Genomic DNA, 16,903 nt, shown 5'->3' with positions numbered 1-16,903 from the left:
AACCAGCGGGGGAATTAGGTATTCCCTGTTGACTTCATTTGGTCAGCGAATGTTCGGCAGTCTGCTGGTAGTGGAATGGTGTTGGCTTTGTGGAAAGCGGCCTGAATTTTTCGATTCTCTAGCAGATAAGTATTCATTAACTCAGGAATATTCTGTAGCAATCTATAACGCATCACCTGGATACGCACGGGTTGCAGTGGCTATATCGATAACACGGTTACACAGCACTAATGTTATTTGGCGACCGGATTACCTCAGAATAAGAAGCAGGTAAGTACTGAACGACTACATCTTTGCTGAAGCAAATCTTTAATGATAATAGCTGAAATTACTGAGTTTTAACGCCCTAGAGCTGCCTACATTGGGCGCAGACATAATCAATAATATTGGTGCTGCTGACGTTAGTATGAACGAGGGAATGAATGCCCTCCGAAGGGAGAACAATTGATGAGTATTGCAGGCATACGTTCCAATCGTGGTGATGGATACCAGACACTGGTAGCATTTGATTGGGCGTTGACAGTCCTATCCGATCAGGATTTTCAATGGCTTGAGGTCGACTCGGTAAGGTACTCCGTTGATGATGTCGTCATTGGTAAAGTTGATGGCTCTTTGATCGCCTGTCAATGCAAAAAAAATCAAACCGATTTTAAGGCTTGGACGATAGCTGAGCTTGCTGATGAGCTGGATAAAGCCTTCCTTCTACTGGCCGATAATCCAAAGGTGAATGTTCGCTTCTATTCCCGCAATAACTTTGGTGACCTTGCAAAACTTAAAGAGCACAGTTCATCTCAACCAGACGAAAGCAGCTATCAACAAAGCTTAGGGAAAGCGCAGCGGGTGCTGGATGACAATTTGTCAGAACAGTTGGCGAGAACTGCCCCCAGCCTTTCAACGTTTGAATTCCTGAGTCGAACCAATTTTGTGACCAGCGATGATTTAGACCGGATGAAAGAATTGCTACACGAACGTTTACGAAACCTGGTGAGCAATACTGATTCTGCATTCAATGCTCTCTGGATGAAACTCGACCAACTGGGCGCACGTATGAATGGTAATAGGTCATCTACTGCGGTTCAGCATCGCTTAACTAAACACAATATTCGCAGCATTATCCAACAGGCAGGGGCAACACTGGTTCCCCCCATGGACCTCGCAGAGATACGTCATTCTTTTATCAGTACTTCTGCTATTGGTCGGTCTTGGCGGCGGGATATCGCGGGGGAGCGTATTGTCAGCCCAATAGTGGATGAACTCCTTGCCGCCATTGATGCCCGAAAAAGATCCATCTTGCTTACGGGTCTCCCTGGTTCAGGAAAAACCTGTGTGATGCTGGCGTTGCAGGAAGCGTTGGAAGAGCGAGCAAAAAGCCATCCAGATATCGTGCCTCTCTTTATTCAATCACGTGAGTTTGCCGACCTGACTACATCGGAAGAGCGTCAGGCTCAGGGGCTGTCGCAACAATGGGTTGAGGAAGCAGCAAGGCTGGCTGAAGACACCCATGTGGTAGTTGTTGTTGATTCTTTGGATGTATTGTCCATCGCACGTGAACATCGTGTACTACAGTATTTTCTTGCTCAGATCGACCGCCTGCTGCTTATCCCCAACCTCACCGTTATTACCGCGTGTCGCGATTTTGACAAACATTACGACAGAAGAATTGCCGAACGACATTGGGATTGTGAATTAAAGTGCCAGCCACTGGACTGGGACAACGAAATTTCCCCATTGCTTGGTACGTTAGGGATAGCGACAGCGGCTATTGATGCTGATACTCGCGAGCTAATTCGCAATCCGCGTGAGTTGGCATTATTTGTTGAGTTGGCCCGAAGAGGCGGTAGTTTCAATGTGGTGACCAGCCAGGCACTGGCGCAACGCTATCTCAATACTATCGTACTTGCCGATAGCGAATTAGGGGATAATGCTATGCGAGCGATTGAAGCTATCGCGTCAGAAATGCTGAAAATGCGAAGCTTAGTCGCGCCGCATCAACGTTTCACAGCCTCTCAGGGCATACAGCGAAAACTGTGTAGTCTCAATGTATTGCAGGAGACACAGGATGGGAAGCTAACTTTTGGTCATCAAACCCTGCTGGATGTGCTTGTCATAAGTGGAGCCATTCGTCATGGCGTCACATTGAATGAGTTCATACACAGCTTACCACCTGTTCCATTTGTACGTCCCAGTATTCGGAGTTTTATCGCTCAGTTGGCGCTGGGTGAGCGCCGCGAATTCAGGAAACAACTCAGGACGGTATTGACGGGTAACGCGGCCTTCCATATCAGACGCTTGGTGGCCGAATCGTTTGCCGAACAAAAACCTCAGGATGACGACTGGTCATTGATACGAGAACTACGTGAAAAAAATCGTGAAGTTTTTCAGGTGGTTTATGCCGCGGGATGTTCGATTGAGTGGCATCGTTTCTGGATTAACAACCTGATTCCCTGCTTAAAAGCGACCCGGGATGCCGAAGGCGTAGGGATACATGTTCATCGTATCGCTCAATGGAGTAATGCTGATACTGAAGGTGTAGTGTCATTCTGGATGGAAGCGCTGACGCTGGATTGGTTTGATGGCAATAGTGTTGCGGATCAGCTGGCAATGCATCTTTCAGGAATTAAGTCTGAAAATCTATCGCGTGTTGTTCCATTGCTGGCGCGATTGCTTGATATGCCGCTTCCCGAGTACAGTTCCCTTGGTGAGGTTATTGCTAATTGTGTGGCGACCGGCGTGATGGGGGATGCTTTACTCTGGCGTTATATTACGGATGGCCTCACTGATGAGGATATACTGCAATATAGACTCGATAATAAAATACGTTGCCAGCCCCATGAATTTGGGAGTAGAAATGAAAACTTCCTCCAGCAACGTATGGTGCAATCCCCAACTTTGCTGGGTTTTGCCTTAGATTCAATAGAGTACTGGAGCCATATCAGAGAATCACTATATGGCGAACTCCGTACAGGCTATCGACATGGTTTCCTGGATGAGACTTCATATGAAAATAGTCATAGCCAGCGGGATATACACCATGTGGACAGCATGAAAGTTCTGTTTAATGCAGTTGAAGCTGGCATTCTTCACCACGCAAAAACACACTCAGACTGGTGGCAAAAAAACTGCGAACGTATTTGTTACAATGACGAAGGCGCATTGCTCTACTTTGGCATACTTGCCTGTACCGAATCGCCTGAAACCAATATTGACCTTATAGGCCACATGTTGTCTGACCGGTATCTGCTGGAGTTTGAACTTTCTTTTGAATTAGGTGAGTTAATACAATCCGCATTCAAGTCTCTTTCAGTCCCTGTACAAGATAGGGTGATGGAGAATATTTTGACTGTGCGAAATGAATATGTTTCCGACGAATCCATACTTTGGAAATTAAAGGCTCAAGCAAAATTGATCTTACCGATTCCTTGCTATCTGCGTTCATTCGAAGCGCAGGCGGTGGTGGATGAGTATGAGAAAAAAGCAGGAGTATTGTTCCTCCAGCCTGAAATCCATTCTCATGGTGGTATTGTTAGAGCGCCATTTTCATTTGAGGAATTTCTCAGTGCCAGTGATAGCGGGATTTTGAAATTACTGGCCCACTATGAGGGCCACTCACATTGGGATGATGTTGATTTCCTGGTCGGCGGTGAACGTGAGGTGGGCTGGCAATTAAGAGAGGCCTCTTCTCGTCATCCTTCCCGATTTTTGGGCCTATTATCTAATCATTGGGCGGAGATACCTGAAAGTTTTCGTGATGACGTCATGAGTGGGGTTTCCACATATCTGGCCCATCGTCATGGCAACTTGAAGGCTGACGAAACATGGAAGCCGCTCCAAGAACCAGATGCTTCCTTCCTGGCAAGCCAGATTCTTGATGAACTGGAAAGACATCCAATGTACTGGAGGCATCGCCGTTCTGCGGCTAAAGCCCTTGAAGCATGCTCGCATGTCATACATGACCCGCTAAATGCTGAGCAATTAATATTTTTAGCCATAGATTTTGCAGGACTCCATGAAGAAGACCCTATCAAGGGGGACTCGGTCGGTTTGATTGGTTTAGGACTCAACATGGCAAAAGGTGCTGTTGCCGAAGCCTTGATGATCCTTGCTGATAATTTTCGAGAGCAGAACAACGAATTTCCAGAGTTGCTGGCACCCACATTGCACCGTTTCGCCCGTGACGATCATCCGGCGGTTCGCGCTATGATCCTGCGTCGCTTACCATATTTACAAAGCAAATCTTTCGATTTCGGTTGGGATTTGTTCTACCTCGTCATGCAGAATGCAGGTGGACTTTGGCAAATTGCTGAGCGATGCCTTTATTATGCGTACCACAGACATTTTGAGGTAGTGAAGCCTTTATTAGCGCGGCTTTGCAGAGAGGGATGTGGTAAAGATTTGGAAACATGGGGGCGCATTTCGGCTTTAGCTGCCATGACTCGACACATCTACTTCGATGAATTTCTAAACGACTTAAATATCCTGGACAACACAGAGGCCTGGCACGGTGCAACCACCGTCTGGACGAACGCTGAAAATATACGACAGCACCGGGAGCAGTGCTTGGCGGGTATTAGTGCGGGTTTAAATGCTGGCGGCCGCCATGCCCTGGAAGTTGCGGGTAAGATGGTTCGCATTTTCCACTATAAAGGCGAAGCAGTTTTTGTTCCGACGGGGCTGATTAGTCGTTGTTTTTCAGTATTTGAAAACGATAGCGATAGTGAGAAGAAACCCCCTCGTTTCTTCGGGTTTCACGAATGGCTTAATGTAATTTCTCTACAGGACCCATCGCATGCTTTAGCAGCAACTGAAATCTACTTAACCTACGCAGGTCGTAGCAAACAACGCTTGTATGACCATAGTGATAATCTCACTCAGTTAATGACCCGACTTTTTACGGAAGCAGAAGAACGCGAGGAGTCTGATTGTGGCTCAATGCTACAACGCGTTGTAGCCATACAAGATATGTTACTTTCCTTAGGGGGTCAGGGGATAGCCGATTGGTTAAAAGCAGCGGAGCGACCATGATCTCCTTAGATCGTGATGTAGGCGGTGCCGATGACTCGCAGTTTATAAATGTTGGATCGAGTACCTGTGTTATCCCCATTTTTGCGATCTCAGTCCTAGATAAGATAAAGGATGTTATGGAATGAGTACGTAACTAAGCACTGATAAGAACCGGTTGCCTGATAATGTCAGGCGACCACCACGAATGGTTGAAAACATCAGGCATTCGCTTAGGTTAAGTAATAAAATCGACTTACTGGCAAATACACAGCGTTTAATCTCAAAAACGGTAATCTTTAACCCTATTAATGGTTGGACTTTCCATCGGTGGAGTCTTATCGTGGTAAGAAACATACGAGGTTATCATCATGAAAGACGTAGTAGATAAATGCAGTACCAAAGGGTGTGCAATCGATATTGGTACCATCATTGAGAATGATAATTGTACCAGCGTTATTGAGCGTATCTTCTCATCGGAAAATGAAGCCGAGCTCGCCGCGGCGAAAATTAAGAAACTGGCCGCAGCAGCGTCATCGGATGAAGACGCGGTGGTGACTTATCAGGTTGTGAAAGCCGATAACGACATTAAGCTGAACGCTTCGGTGACGTTCTCTTGCCAGGCTGAAATGATTATTTTCGAATTATCATTGAGATCGGCATTCTAAGCGTAGCGTTTCTGATGCCATAACAGGCTACCTGTTCGGCGTGTGGGATGCATTCTGCGTCATCGCCACACGCCTTCACTAGCGCTTTTTCCCTCTACAATCCCTCGTTCTTTCCCATATCATCACCGCTCAAATTTTTCATTAATCAATGGCAACCTGCAAAACAGGTGAAGTGCTATTAATGAATTCACTGCATAAGTCAAATCACGGATTGCCAACTAATCCTCATGATGTTTCTGTCCTAAAATCATGTTTTAACCTGCCGGGAGCCATACCGTGGAATATTCCGTTTTAAGTAACAACCTCAAAATGCCGATGCTGGGTTTTGGCGTTTTTAAGGTCACCGATAAAGAAGAATGCAAACAGTCGGTGCTAACCGCTATTCGCACGGGCTATCGTTTGATTGATACCGCCGCCGTCTACGGCAACGAAGATGCCGTGGGTGATGCCGTTCGTGAAGCGATTGCCGAAGGCCTGTGCACCCGCGAAGAGCTGTTTATCACCTCCAAGCTGTGGGTACAGGACATGGCAAACTATGATGCTGCAAAAGCTGGTATTGACGCGTCACTGAAGAAATCAGGCTTAGCTTATTTCGATCTCTATTTACTGCATCAGGCGATGGGCGACTATTTCAGCGCCTGGCGTGCGCTGGAAGAGGCATATGCTGCCGGGAAACTGAAGGCCATTGGCGTATCGAACTTCTATGCCCATGTGTTAACCAACTTCTGTGAAACCGTCAGCGTTAAGCCGATGGTAAACCAGGTGGAGCTTCACCCTTATTTTGCTCAGCCTGAAGCGCTTGAGACTATGAAACGCTACAACGTTCAAGCAGAAGCCTGGGCACCATTAGGCGGCGGCAGACATCAGGCACATGAAGATAAAATGTTGCAGGGGATTGCCGAGGCGCATCAAAAAACGGTAGCCCAGGTGGTCCTGCGCTGGAACGTGCAGCGTGGCGTCACGGTGATCCCTAAATCTACCCGCCGGGAACGTATTGCCGAGAATTTTGCAATCTGGGATTTCTCGCTGACCGAGGGGGAAATGGCGCAAATCAGCGCGCTGGATTTAGGCTACGTCGGCGAGGCGGTGAAGCATTTTAATCCGGAATTTGTGCGTGGCTGTCTCGGGGTGAAAATCCATGATTGAACATTGTCATCGTTGATGCGACAAACGGTAGGCTGGATGGTGCTTCGCTTATCCTGCCTACAACGTGATGCTTCAGTGAAGCATCACGCCTGGTGCACCTTGACCACATATCCCTGTTCTGACCAATACTGAAGAAGTTCAGTCTGTCTGATGGACGTTGTTTTTCCGGTCCAGACATATAATGTTTGTCCCGGAAACAGTTCCGGGCGCGGCGATGAGACAAATTCTGGTATGACAGTGAGGTGCCAGCCTTCCTGAGACAGGCGCCATGCCTCAAGCCAGAGGCCGGTTCTGTCTTCGATGTCCCATGCCATTATCAGCGCTTCCTTACCTGGCTTACGACGAGAATCACTCAGTGATGCCGCCGCCAGTTCAGCTAGAATGCCTTCCAGCATCCCCGAGACCATTTTACCGGTCTGATTATCTAGCGTCAGACGCTGACGGACCGGATTGATAATGTTATCGATCAATTCAGGTACGGTATGTTCGCGCGTCAGCATCACCAGTTTTGCCCGGAGTTTTGCTGGAGAGGCTAATCTGAGTACGGTCATCAGATTCTCCTGCAAGGCATGGCTGTTATCAGCTGGAACGGATTTTTCTGCATCCAGCAACGCTTTAATTTTCCCGACCGAAGTGCCGCTCTTAATCAGGGCCTTAATTTCTTCGATACGCTGAATATCTTCTTCATCAAAAAGACGGTGCCCACCCTCAGTACGCTGAGGTTTGAGCAGATCATAACGTCTTTGCCACGCTCGCAGTGTGACCGGGTTGATTCCGCATCTCTCGGCAACTTCACCAATGCTATAACTCGACATATTTCCCCTATTAGCACTGTCCTGATGAAGGCGGTGTTAAGCGACTATTAAGTCTATTTAAGATACAGCACTAAGTTAAATATTTACTCAATGCCCGAAGAGGGGTCAAACTCTTGGGGCATATTTCGGAATCTCGTCCATGACTCAATGGATTATTGAACCGTCAGATTTCGGCATTATACCTCTTTTCTGGCCACGCAATGTCCGGAATTCTATTGCATTCGGGCGTTGAAAAGAGCGTCCCCTGGAAGTGCTCAATTCCTGCGGACTCAAGCCACATCCACTCTTCTGCGTTTACGACGCCGTCGACGGAGAGCCGGATTTCAAGCGATGAACAGCATTTGATAATGGCATGAATAATAGCCTGCCGAGGGCCACTTTTGTGGACATCCGTGATCAAGTCCTGGCTGATTTTTATACGGTCAGGCTGAAAACGTGCCAATAGCTGTAGACCCGCAAAGCCTGAGCCGAAATGGTCGATAGCCACACTTATCCCAGCGGCTTTAAGCCCTTTAACAGCTCCGGCGAATTCATCAAACCGTGAGATGATTTCGCTTTCGGTGAACTGAACCTCAATCTGCTCGGGAACCAGGCCATTCGCGGCAATTTCGGTAAGTAGAAAATCTACGGCGCCAGGTTCTTTTACCAGCGTCATGGGCATCAGACTGACTGACAGTACGCCGGAACGAGCCAGAAGTTGGGCACCGGCGTAGAAAGCAGCTTTTTTTGCCATCAGGTCAGTCTGATATATGTCGTTATCAGCCAAATCATGGGCAGATACGGCCCGGTCAGGGTGACGCTTTCGTGCCTCTAGCGACACAATTTCCCTGGATAGCGGATCAATCAATGGCTGAAAGCATATCTCTTCGGCTACACCAGCTAAGGCATTACGTTCGCTGATGATGTTGGGTACAAAATGCCAGCTGTCGGCGGGTGGGATCTCATAAACGCTGTCTTTACCATCTGTCAGCACGAAGGTTCTGACGAATTGCAGCGCGCGATCGCTGAAGGTCAGCTGGTACCGACTGGTCCCCTTATCTAACACTGCCTGCAAAACATCATCCTGATCGTGTTTACGTAAATCAAATAGCTCCATCCCGGCTTTTCCAAAACGCCGAGCCGGGGCGTAGTCACACATCAGCTCTACAACATTGTAATGTCTGACATCTTTGCAGATTTGTTGGTAGATAGTTTTGACGGAATTCTCTGGGCCCTCTAAGAGCTGTAAAAAATGAAGTCCATTAAACAGCAGAATTCCGGTAACGCTTTCATGCTCGTTCTTGAGATTGGCCGCGGAGATCATCGTCTCTACGTCCCTGAAAGGAACGGAGTCGCATAATCGACTGCGGTAGATAAGCGTGGTGAGCATAGCATGTCCAATGACAAAGTGGGGGGAAGGAAAGGCTAACAGATAAGTTCTTCAAATGCTTATTTTATAAACATTATTTTCACAATTAGTTAACCAGAAGAAAGTGGTTTGCCCATTCTTGTACAGGTTTTTTTTATGTTGTTGATTAACCGTACAGATGCATATGTATTTCAAAAACAATAAAACTATATATCTTGTTGATTTTAAAGTGTAAGCACTTTTTGCTAATTGTTGCGCAATAAATTTGTACACATTTTTTGTATAAGTTTGCTAAGTTTATTTAACGAAAGCATTACCCCCTGCCAATAACCGGAGAGACAATGCAGAAATCACTTCCAGGCGCCGATTCGGCCGCAGCGATTACCCGCTACTTTGCTAAGGCGGAGTTACCGACACAACACCTGATTCTTGGTGAGATAGTGGCTGAAATTTTACATGATGGGCGCAGCCTGAATCGTAAAGCGATTTGCACAAAACTGCTCTCCCGGCTTGATAAAGTTCAAAACACCGAAGAGGAAGCACACTGCAATCGTCTGATTGGAATGTTGTTTGACTAAATCATTTCTGTGAAACCGGAAATATAAGTAAGACACCCATGCTATGAAGACGCTAATCAAAACGCAGATCCGTAACGAGCTTATCGGACAGGGCATACTGGCGCTACTGAGTCAGAAAAGTCCGATATCCGAATACGCGCTGCTTATGCAACTACGCAAAATACAAAAAGTGGAGACCGATCCAGCACGCCATGAAGCTTTGCAGGAATTGATCGCTGAGCTCTCAATAAGCGTCAAAAAATTCACGTCAGATACAGGAATGATACGCCGGGAAGACGATGAGGATATCAGTGAAGAGAAACCCGGTAATGAAAAGAGACAGCGCACAGTTTTGCACAAAATGAATAAATTACATTAACTTACCTCTACAGGAAAATAACGATGCAGACTCAACCATTTACTATTTCGTTGTCTGACAAAACGCTCGAAAACTTTTTCTCCCGCTCCGGTGAGGCGATGGCAGAGGAAACTAAACTGTTAGGTGATGTGGCTCAGGAGATGCTTGAGGCACGTATGCCATTGACGAATAAAAACCTGATTATTTGTCTTATTAAATCACTCGAATGCGCTGAAGGGGTTGTTCAAGCTGATATTATTCGCAAAACGCTGGAAATTGTTGTGAGCCATACCGTCGATGATTTTTAGTCCCCTGAACGCGTTGTCAACAAAGTAAGTACGTAGCAAAAATATAAAATGATTAAATATCCGGAGCCTAAAATGAAGCGAGTGAAAACAGCAGATATCTGGGTCAGTGATGTTTACCTACAGTATGGGCTTGAGACCCTGCTTGAAAAGTCGTTCTCAGCACCAGCACTTAAACACTTTGTCTTTTTTACTATCGAAAATTATTATGCAGTTAAGGCACAGAATTATGATTTATCTACCCATCGTCTGGTATTGCTGACGCAGGGCGATATGTATTATTTTCTCAGCGATTTTAAAATGTTCAGGCTTAATGCCCGCAGCGATCTCTCTACCCTGCAACGTAGCATCAAAGACATTGCCTCGGATGGAGAAAAAGTCAGGAAAAGAACTGAGAAAATAGTGCTAACTGATCGAGACAAGGCTTTTATTGATCAGTTTAGTTCTGGGAAAAGCGTGCAAGAAATTGCCACGCTTAATAAACTTCATTACAAGACAGTCTATCAAAACAGACAAAAGTTAATTACAAAATTAGGTTGTACCAATCTCGTCAATTTCTTCACAACGCTGAAAAGCGATGTATTCAAACGATGGGTGGTTTCAGCATAGTAACCGCTTGATTTTTAGCTTATTCCCAATCAATAACCTTTATCACGATATCCGATGGAGTGGATGTCGTGTGGAATGTGATTACTTCGTTATACTGAATGAATCATTGCGTTCTACAATAATTTATTAACGTTTTTGGGAGTAAAGGATAATGGTCAACCCCACGTTATTACAATGCTTTCATTGGTATTACCCAGAGGGTGGTGAGTTGTGGCGTGAAGTTGAAGCGCTTGCTCCACACCTGAATGAGATTGGCATTAATATGGTTTGGTTGCCTCCGGCTTACAAAGGCGCGTCCGGTGGTTACTCGGTAGGGTACGATAGCTACGACTTGTTCGACCTTGGCGAATTCGATCAAAAAGGGTCTGTTCCTACTAAATACGGTGATAAAGCGCAGCTCCTTTCCGCCATTTCCGCCTTAAAAAAGCATGATATCGCGGTACTGATGGACGTGGTACTGAACCACAAAATGGGTGCTGATGAGAAAGAGCGTATACAGGTCCAGCGCGTTAATGAGCATGACCGCACGCAGATTGACGAAGAAGTGATTGAGTGTGATGTGTGGTCTAAGTACACCTATCCAGCTCGCGCTGGGCAATATTCTCAATTCATCTGGGATCATAAATGTTTTAACGGTATCGACCATATAGAGAACCCTGATGAAAACGGCGTTTTTAAAATCGTTAATGATTATAGCGGTGAAGGCTGGAACGATCAGGTCGATGACGAAATGGGTAACTTTGACTATCTGATGGGCGCCAACACTGATTTTCGTAACCATGCCGTGACCGAGGAGTTGAAGTTCTGGGCCCGTTGGATGTTGGAACAAACGCAGTGTGACGGTTTTCGTCTCGATGCGGTCAAACACATTCCAGCCTGGTTCTATAAAGAGTGGATTGAGCACGTGCAGGAAGTGGCGCCGCAACCTCTGTTTATTGTGGCGGAATACTGGTCACACGAGGTGGGTAAACTACAGAACTATATTAGCCAGGTCGATGGCCAGACGCTTTTGTTTGATGCGCCTCTGCAGATGAAGTTCCACGAAGCGTCCCGTCAAGGAAAAGACTACGATCTGAGCCAGATTTTTACAGGTACCCTTGTTGAAGCCGATCCTTTTCATGCCGTAACCCTGGTGGCAAATCACGATACCCAACCTCTTCAGGCCCTGGAAGCGCCGGTTGAAGCCTGGTTTAAACCGCTGGCTTATGCCTTAATTCTGTTGCGCGAAAATGGGGTTCCCTCGGTGTTTTATCCCGATCTTTTTGGCGCCTCTTACGAAGACACCGGCCGTGATGGCAATGCCTACAAGATTGATATGCCGGCCATTCATCAGTTACATGAACTGATTGACGCACGTCAGCGTTTTGCGCATGGGGTCCAGACGCTGTTCTTCGATCATCCAAACTGCATTGCATTTAGCCGCAGCGGTACCCAAGAGGCACCGGGCTGTGTTGTTGTGCTGTCCAACGGTGATGATGGCGAAAAAAATATTACGCTGGGCGAAAACTACGGCAACAAAAGCTGGAGAGATTTCCTCAACAATCGGGAAGAAACGGTGGTGACCGATGCGGCAGGTTCAGGGACTTTTACTTGCCAGGGGGGCAGCGTCAGCGTATGGGTGATGGAGGATGTGCTGTAAAATGTGCGCTTATTTCATAGCCAGAATCCTGCCAGCTCAGGGTTCTGGCTAAAGAGAGAATCACGGTAAAGCAAGTCGCTAAAAGGTTTAAGTCTTAAGACGTGGTCAGCATTCTGCTGACCACGTCTTACTATTATCTGCTGTAATTCAGCCTGCCCAATGAAAATCTAACGGCCGCCCTTAGCTTTGTCATTCCCTTAAATATCGGATAGTTAACTCTGGCGATTTTTCGCTTTCACCAGGGAATTCGTCATATAAGCAATGGGGCACCATAGTTAATAAAAATGTGTTTCATAAAGCAACAACCCCTAATATCAGAATGACATTTAGGGGTTGCTACGGTGATGCCATTAATCGATGTGTATGGTTTATGTGATTAATGTACAAACAACGCAATCAAAATAATAATAGGGATAGGGACACCTAAAAAGAACAGTAGTAATGAGCGCATTTTAGCCTCCGTAAATAGTGTTATAAATCACGCTGACGACCGCCAAAAGTGGCGCACAGGCTTGCGGTGAAAGCACCAATCAACAGGGAGATGAATGTCCATAGCATGATATAGCTTGTGGTTTTACGTGCAGCATCCGTAACCTGTTGAGCTTTGACTTTCGCCTCTTTTAATTTGGTTTGTGCTTTGTCATAGGTTGTTTTGACCCGCTGCTCGGCCTCTTGTTGATTGATACCGGTGCTTTGGGAAATGGTCTGAGCTACATACTGTACGTCCTCCTGAGGCAATGCCCCCGTGCTTATGCTGTTGGCAAAAATGCCGGTAATCTCAGCTAACTGAGCAGGAGAAAGGTTATGATGAGGAGCATCCATAGCGTTCCCAGCGGGAGAGACTGAGGAAGTATCTACGGCGGTAGGCTGGTTCGCCGGTTGGGAGGAGGCTGCTGTGCGGAACATCGAATTAACGAAATAGGTTATTGATGTTGCCGGTAATGACGTTGCAGCACTCGTTAAATTTGCCGCGCCACCCGTAACCGAACCCACTGCTTTAACACTTCCTCCGACGATAGAACCTGCCGTCGTGGTGAGCAGTACTGTAGAGACCAGTAGCGCCACTGCCCAGGTTAAGAAACCGTGAGCAGTATCGCGAAAGTAAATTTCATCGATATGTGTATCAGCCCATTTGGTACGTAGTCGACCTGCTAAATATCCTCCCATACCTGATGCCACTATCTGTGTGAACGCCAGCCAGACAACCGTAATGATACCTATCGTACCCGCGTCAACACCGTGATTTTCCCAGGGTGAAACCGACATGAGGCCTAATCCGCTTCCGAGCATCAGCATGATTAATGCCAACGATGTCGCCGCTGCGGCGCCAGCAAAAATTGCGCCCCATGATACGGCACTCGTGTTTATAGGGATTTGTGGTGGCGGTATAACACGATCCTGAGGATTATTAATGGATTGGTCATAAATATGTGTCATATCTATTTTCCTTTAGTGAATATCGCATCCTGAATCAGATGGTATTTTGTTAAGCGGAGTAAGGTATATTGAAAAATCCTAAAAATACTAATTGCCATAAACATGCTTTCAAAAATCCTTGTCGTGAACTATGGGGCTAGATAGCATCATCAAATGCAAGATAAATATAAATACGGTTGTGGAATGAAACCTAATATTAAGCGTAGCAGATAATTTCATGTCAATTTATAGAGTGTGAGTGAAGTTCAAAAATACATTGTAATATCAGGAGGTAGGCGTATGAATACGGGGGGGGTTGGGTTTTGTGTATAAAAAAGAAAATACAGGCTAATCTGGCGATGTTTCGGTCATTAAAACGTGTTTAGCCTGCCAGTAGAGTTAGCCTATTTTGAACTCTATTTACTGCATCAGGGCATGAGTGACTATTTCAGTGCCTGATAAGCGCAGCGACATCAGGCACGGGTTTAGTGAACCGTTGGGTTATCGCAAAAGCTCGGCAAACTTCGCCAGCCACTGCGGATGCGCAGGCCACGCCGGGGCGGTGACCAGATTACCATCGACATACGCCTGATCGATACCAATCTCCGCGTATTCTCCGCCGCTTAGCCGCACTTCCGGGGCACATGCCGGATAGGCGCTACAGGTGCGTCCCTTCAGCACGCCAGCGGCTGCCAGCAGCTGCGGGCCGTGGCAGACGGCGGCAATAGGTTTGTTCGCCACGTCAAAAGCCTGCACCAGCTTGATAACCGCCTCATACAGCCGCAGATACTCAGGCGCACGCCCGCCGGGGATCAGCAGCGCGTCATAATCCGCTTCGTTGACGCTGGCAAAATCGGCGTTAAGCACAAAGCGGTGCCCCGGTTTTTCGCTGTAGGTCTGCGCGCCGTCAAAATCATGAATAGCGGTCATGATGTAGTCGCCTTTCGGCTTATCCGGGCAGACCGCGTCCACCTGGTGCCCAATCATCTGCAGCGCTTGAAAAGGCACCATGGTTTCATAATCTTCCGCATAATCGCCTACCAACATCAGAATCTTTTTGCCGGCCATAACCCGTCCTCGTTGAGTAAAGATGACTAAGATATAGCCTGGCGACGGGGGGATAGCGAACCGCAAAGCGCGCGCTGTGTCACGGATATGACGATGTGTTATGTGGCGGTCAAAAAAGGGCGGCATGACGCCAGCCGCCCATTGTCGGTCAGGCACCGAATCCGCCGTCGATGGTGTGCATCGCCCCTGTAACAAAAGCGGCTTCCGGCCCAGCTAGCCAGGCGACCATACTCGCCACCCCTTCAGGGCGACCGTGCCGTTTCACCGCCATAAAGCTGTGCATCACCTCCTTCAGCGGCCCGTCCTCGGGGTTGGCATCGGTATCAATGGGGCCGGGCTGGACGACGTTTACGGTGATCCCCAACGGGCCAAAATCACGTGCCAGGCCGCGTGCCAGCCCCTGTAAGGCTGATTTACTGACGGCATAGGCGGCAAGGCCTGGCAGCGGCATACGGTCGCCGTTCACCGAGCCAATCACGATGATGCGCCCGCCGTCGGGCATCTGTCGCGCAGCCTCAACGGCAGCGTGGTAGGGGGCGTGGATATTGATACGGAACAGGCGGTCGACAGCATCGCTGTCCTGTTCGAGGGCATCGCCGAAGAGAATGATCCCGGCGTTAATTACCAGAATATCCAGCGGGCCGCTGTGATTAACCAGTGCAATAACCGCATCGCGATCGGCGCTATCTGCCCGCGCGGCGGTGCTGCCCGTTTCTGTAGCCAGACGTTCTGCCGCCTCTTGCGAACCGGAATAGCTGAATACCACCGACGCACCGTCGGTGCGAAAGCGCCGGACAATCGCCGCGCCAATTCCGCGACTGCCGCCGAGAACCAGTACCGATTTGTTCTGAAAAACCGTCATCACTACGCCCCTCATATTCGAACCGAAACGATGAACTTCACCCCGGCAGGCGAAACTGCCAGCATGGAGTATAGTTCTGTGCAAATCGTTACGTCAGCGAATGTAGTGCTGCGCTGCCGGGGCGCTCTACTTCACTTGCCAGTACGGCGGGGTACCAAATCTTTCCACGTAATAATCAATGACCGCGCGTACGTTCAGCGGCGGATGGCGGGCGTTCGGATAGAGTGCGGCAATTTGCTGCGCCTCGGTACGGATCGCCGCATCAAAATCAGGTAGCAGCTTAACCAGCGTACCGTTCTTCAGGCAGTCACCGATGAGCCAGTCAGGAAATAACACCAGCCCCATGCCACCTAGCGCTGCGGTTAGCAGTGCATCAGCGTTATTGGAAACCAGTCGCGGCGACAGCGGATAGTGAACCCACGGAGATTCCCCTCGCCTCAATAGCCAGCGGTTAGGGCCTGATGAGCCTCTATAAATCAGACAGGCGTGGTGGCGGATGTCGTCAGGTGATTGCGGCACGCCGTGCTGCTGCAGGTACGCGGGTGAGGAAGCGAGATGGTAATGTTGATTGCCAAACACGCGGGCGTGAAAGGCTGAGTCAGTGAGTGTGCCGATACGAAAGATGACGTCGGTCGCCTCCCGATGCGGGTCGACAAAGTCGTCGGTCAGCGTCAGTTCAACCTGCAATGCAGGATAGCGTTCGGTTAACCCGATAAGGGCGGGGGCAATATGTCGTTGACCAAAAAAGACCGGCGCGTTGATGCGTACGATACCCGACGGCGCGGTAGCGCGACTTTGCAGCGCCTCTTTCGCCCGCTCAAGCTCATCGGAAATCGCACGGACGTGTTCGATGAGCTGGCGTGCGGCTTCAGTCGGTATGACCGAACGGGTATTGCGATAAAACAGTTGCTGCCCAATGGCCTCTTCAAACTGCTGCATCGTGCGCGAAATCATTGACGCCGATACCCCTTCTTTGCGGGCAACAACTGAAAAACTTTGGGCATCGTAAACCGCAACAAAGAACATTAGAGTGCGGATATTCATCGCGCTGAAATCGAACATTAATGCAATTCCTGAAAAAGTGTTTCTTCACTTATACCATTTTTAGGTCAAT

The 16,903-nt window shown here is 48.0% G+C and carries 14 protein-coding genes; 8 read left to right on the top strand and 6 right to left on the bottom strand.

Going from position 1 to position 16,903, the window contains the following annotated elements:
• Positions 1–447: 447 nt before the first annotated feature.
• From ACLGE8_RS12430 to ACLGE8_RS12420, 3 genes are all read left to right on the top strand, one after another.
• Complete coding sequence (locus ACLGE8_RS12430; protein WP_410998846.1) at positions 448–5,022, top strand: AAA family ATPase; 4,575 nt, start codon at positions 448–450, stop codon at positions 5,020–5,022.
• A 347-nt stretch (positions 5,023–5,369) separates the two neighbouring features.
• Entirely contained in the window at positions 5,370–5,666 is a 297-nt protein-coding gene (locus ACLGE8_RS12425; RefSeq protein ID WP_410998844.1) for a DUF406 domain-containing protein, read from the top strand.
• 276 nt (positions 5,667–5,942) lie between these two features.
• A complete protein-coding gene (locus ACLGE8_RS12420) occupies positions 5,943–6,812 on the top strand; it encodes an aldo/keto reductase (RefSeq protein ID WP_410998842.1) in 870 nt (289 codons plus the stop codon).
• A gap of 83 nt (positions 6,813–6,895) precedes the next feature.
• Here the strand turns inward: ACLGE8_RS12420 and ACLGE8_RS12415 are convergent, their stop codons facing one another.
• Positions 6,896–7,627: a MerR family transcriptional regulator gene (locus tag ACLGE8_RS12415; protein WP_410998840.1), complete on the bottom strand. Its 732-nt coding sequence runs from the start codon at positions 7,625–7,627 to the stop codon at positions 6,896–6,898.
• 163 nt (positions 7,628–7,790) lie between these two features.
• Positions 7,791–8,996 carry a diguanylate phosphodiesterase gene (locus ACLGE8_RS12410; RefSeq protein ID WP_410998838.1) on the bottom strand — a complete coding sequence of 402 codons (1,206 nt, stop codon included), beginning with the start codon at positions 8,994–8,996 and terminating at the stop codon, positions 7,791–7,793.
• A gap of 320 nt (positions 8,997–9,316) precedes the next feature.
• Here ACLGE8_RS12410 and ycgZ point away from each other — a divergent pair, with 320 nt between their 5' ends.
• The 5 genes from ycgZ to amyA all read left to right on the top strand — a co-directional run bounded on the left by ycgZ (position 9,317) and on the right by amyA (position 12,443).
• Entirely contained in the window at positions 9,317–9,553 is a 237-nt protein-coding gene (gene ycgZ / locus ACLGE8_RS12405; protein WP_333496415.1) for a regulatory protein YcgZ, read from the top strand.
• 43 nt (positions 9,554–9,596) lie between these two features.
• Positions 9,597–9,911 carry a hypothetical protein gene (locus tag ACLGE8_RS12400; protein ID WP_410998836.1) on the top strand — a complete coding sequence of 105 codons (315 nt, stop codon included), beginning with the start codon at positions 9,597–9,599 and terminating at the stop codon, positions 9,909–9,911.
• Between the two features lie 23 nt (positions 9,912–9,934).
• Complete coding sequence (locus ACLGE8_RS12395) at positions 9,935–10,198, top strand: biofilm development regulator YmgB/AriR family protein (RefSeq protein ID WP_410998834.1); 264 nt, start codon at positions 9,935–9,937, stop codon at positions 10,196–10,198.
• Between the two features lie 72 nt (positions 10,199–10,270).
• Positions 10,271–10,804 carry a LuxR family transcriptional regulator gene (locus tag ACLGE8_RS12390; RefSeq protein ID WP_410998832.1) on the top strand — a complete coding sequence of 178 codons (534 nt, stop codon included), beginning with the start codon at positions 10,271–10,273 and terminating at the stop codon, positions 10,802–10,804.
• Positions 10,805–10,955: 151 nt separating this feature from the next.
• Entirely contained in the window at positions 10,956–12,443 is a 1,488-nt protein-coding gene (amyA, locus tag ACLGE8_RS12385; RefSeq protein WP_410998830.1) for an alpha-amylase, read from the top strand.
• Between the two features lie 471 nt (positions 12,444–12,914).
• Here amyA and ACLGE8_RS12380 read toward each other — a convergent pair whose 3' ends face one another.
• The 4 genes from ACLGE8_RS12380 to ACLGE8_RS12365 form a co-directional block, all read right to left on the bottom strand.
• A complete protein-coding gene (locus ACLGE8_RS12380; RefSeq protein WP_410998828.1) occupies positions 12,915–13,880 on the bottom strand; it encodes a hypothetical protein in 966 nt (321 codons plus the stop codon).
• Positions 13,881–14,360: 480 nt separating this feature from the next.
• Positions 14,361–14,927: a DJ-1/PfpI family protein gene (locus ACLGE8_RS12375; RefSeq protein ID WP_185666079.1), complete on the bottom strand. Its 567-nt coding sequence runs from the start codon at positions 14,925–14,927 to the stop codon at positions 14,361–14,363.
• Positions 14,928–15,075: 148 nt separating this feature from the next.
• Positions 15,076–15,789, bottom strand: coding sequence for an SDR family oxidoreductase (gene bdcA, locus ACLGE8_RS12370; protein WP_410999071.1), 714 nt, complete (start codon positions 15,787–15,789; stop codon positions 15,076–15,078).
• 126 nt (positions 15,790–15,915) lie between these two features.
• A complete protein-coding gene (locus ACLGE8_RS12365; protein ID WP_410998826.1) occupies positions 15,916–16,851 on the bottom strand; it encodes a LysR substrate-binding domain-containing protein in 936 nt (311 codons plus the stop codon).
• Positions 16,852–16,903 lie beyond the last annotated feature (52 nt).

This window comes from Kluyvera sp. 142486 (assembly GCF_046569695.1).
Taxonomy (GTDB): Bacteria; Pseudomonadota; Gammaproteobacteria; order Enterobacterales; family Enterobacteriaceae; genus Kluyvera.
Note: the sequence above shows the minus strand (reverse complement) of the source record. Positions and strands in the feature narration are given on the sequence as shown.

Coding starts and splice junctions, on each gene's coding strand:
- ACLGE8_RS12395 (WP_410998834.1), top strand. CDS start 9,935: ATGCAGACTCAACCATTTACTATTTCGTTGTCTGACAAAACGCTCGAA.
- amyA (WP_410998830.1), top strand. CDS start 10,956: ATGGTCAACCCCACGTTATTACAATGCTTTCATTGGTATTACCCAGAG.
- ACLGE8_RS12390 (WP_410998832.1), top strand. CDS start 10,271: ATGAAGCGAGTGAAAACAGCAGATATCTGGGTCAGTGATGTTTACCTA.
- ycgZ (WP_333496415.1), top strand. CDS start 9,317: ATGCAGAAATCACTTCCAGGCGCCGATTCGGCCGCAGCGATTACCCGC.
- ACLGE8_RS12430 (WP_410998846.1), top strand. CDS start 448: ATGAGTATTGCAGGCATACGTTCCAATCGTGGTGATGGATACCAGACA.
- ACLGE8_RS12425 (WP_410998844.1), top strand. CDS start 5,370: ATGAAAGACGTAGTAGATAAATGCAGTACCAAAGGGTGTGCAATCGAT.
- bdcA (WP_410999071.1), bottom strand. CDS start 15,789: ATGACGGTTTTTCAGAACAAATCGGTACTGGTTCTCGGCGGCAGTCGC.
- ACLGE8_RS12415 (WP_410998840.1), bottom strand. CDS start 7,627: ATGTCGAGTTATAGCATTGGTGAAGTTGCCGAGAGATGCGGAATCAAC.
- ACLGE8_RS12365 (WP_410998826.1), bottom strand. CDS start 16,851: ATGTTCGATTTCAGCGCGATGAATATCCGCACTCTAATGTTCTTTGTT.
- ACLGE8_RS12375 (WP_185666079.1), bottom strand. CDS start 14,927: ATGGCCGGCAAAAAGATTCTGATGTTGGTAGGCGATTATGCGGAAGAT.
- ACLGE8_RS12400 (WP_410998836.1), top strand. CDS start 9,597: ATGAAGACGCTAATCAAAACGCAGATCCGTAACGAGCTTATCGGACAG.
- ACLGE8_RS12410 (WP_410998838.1), bottom strand. CDS start 8,996: ATGCTCACCACGCTTATCTACCGCAGTCGATTATGCGACTCCGTTCCT.
- ACLGE8_RS12380 (WP_410998828.1), bottom strand. CDS start 13,880: ATGACACATATTTATGACCAATCCATTAATAATCCTCAGGATCGTGTT.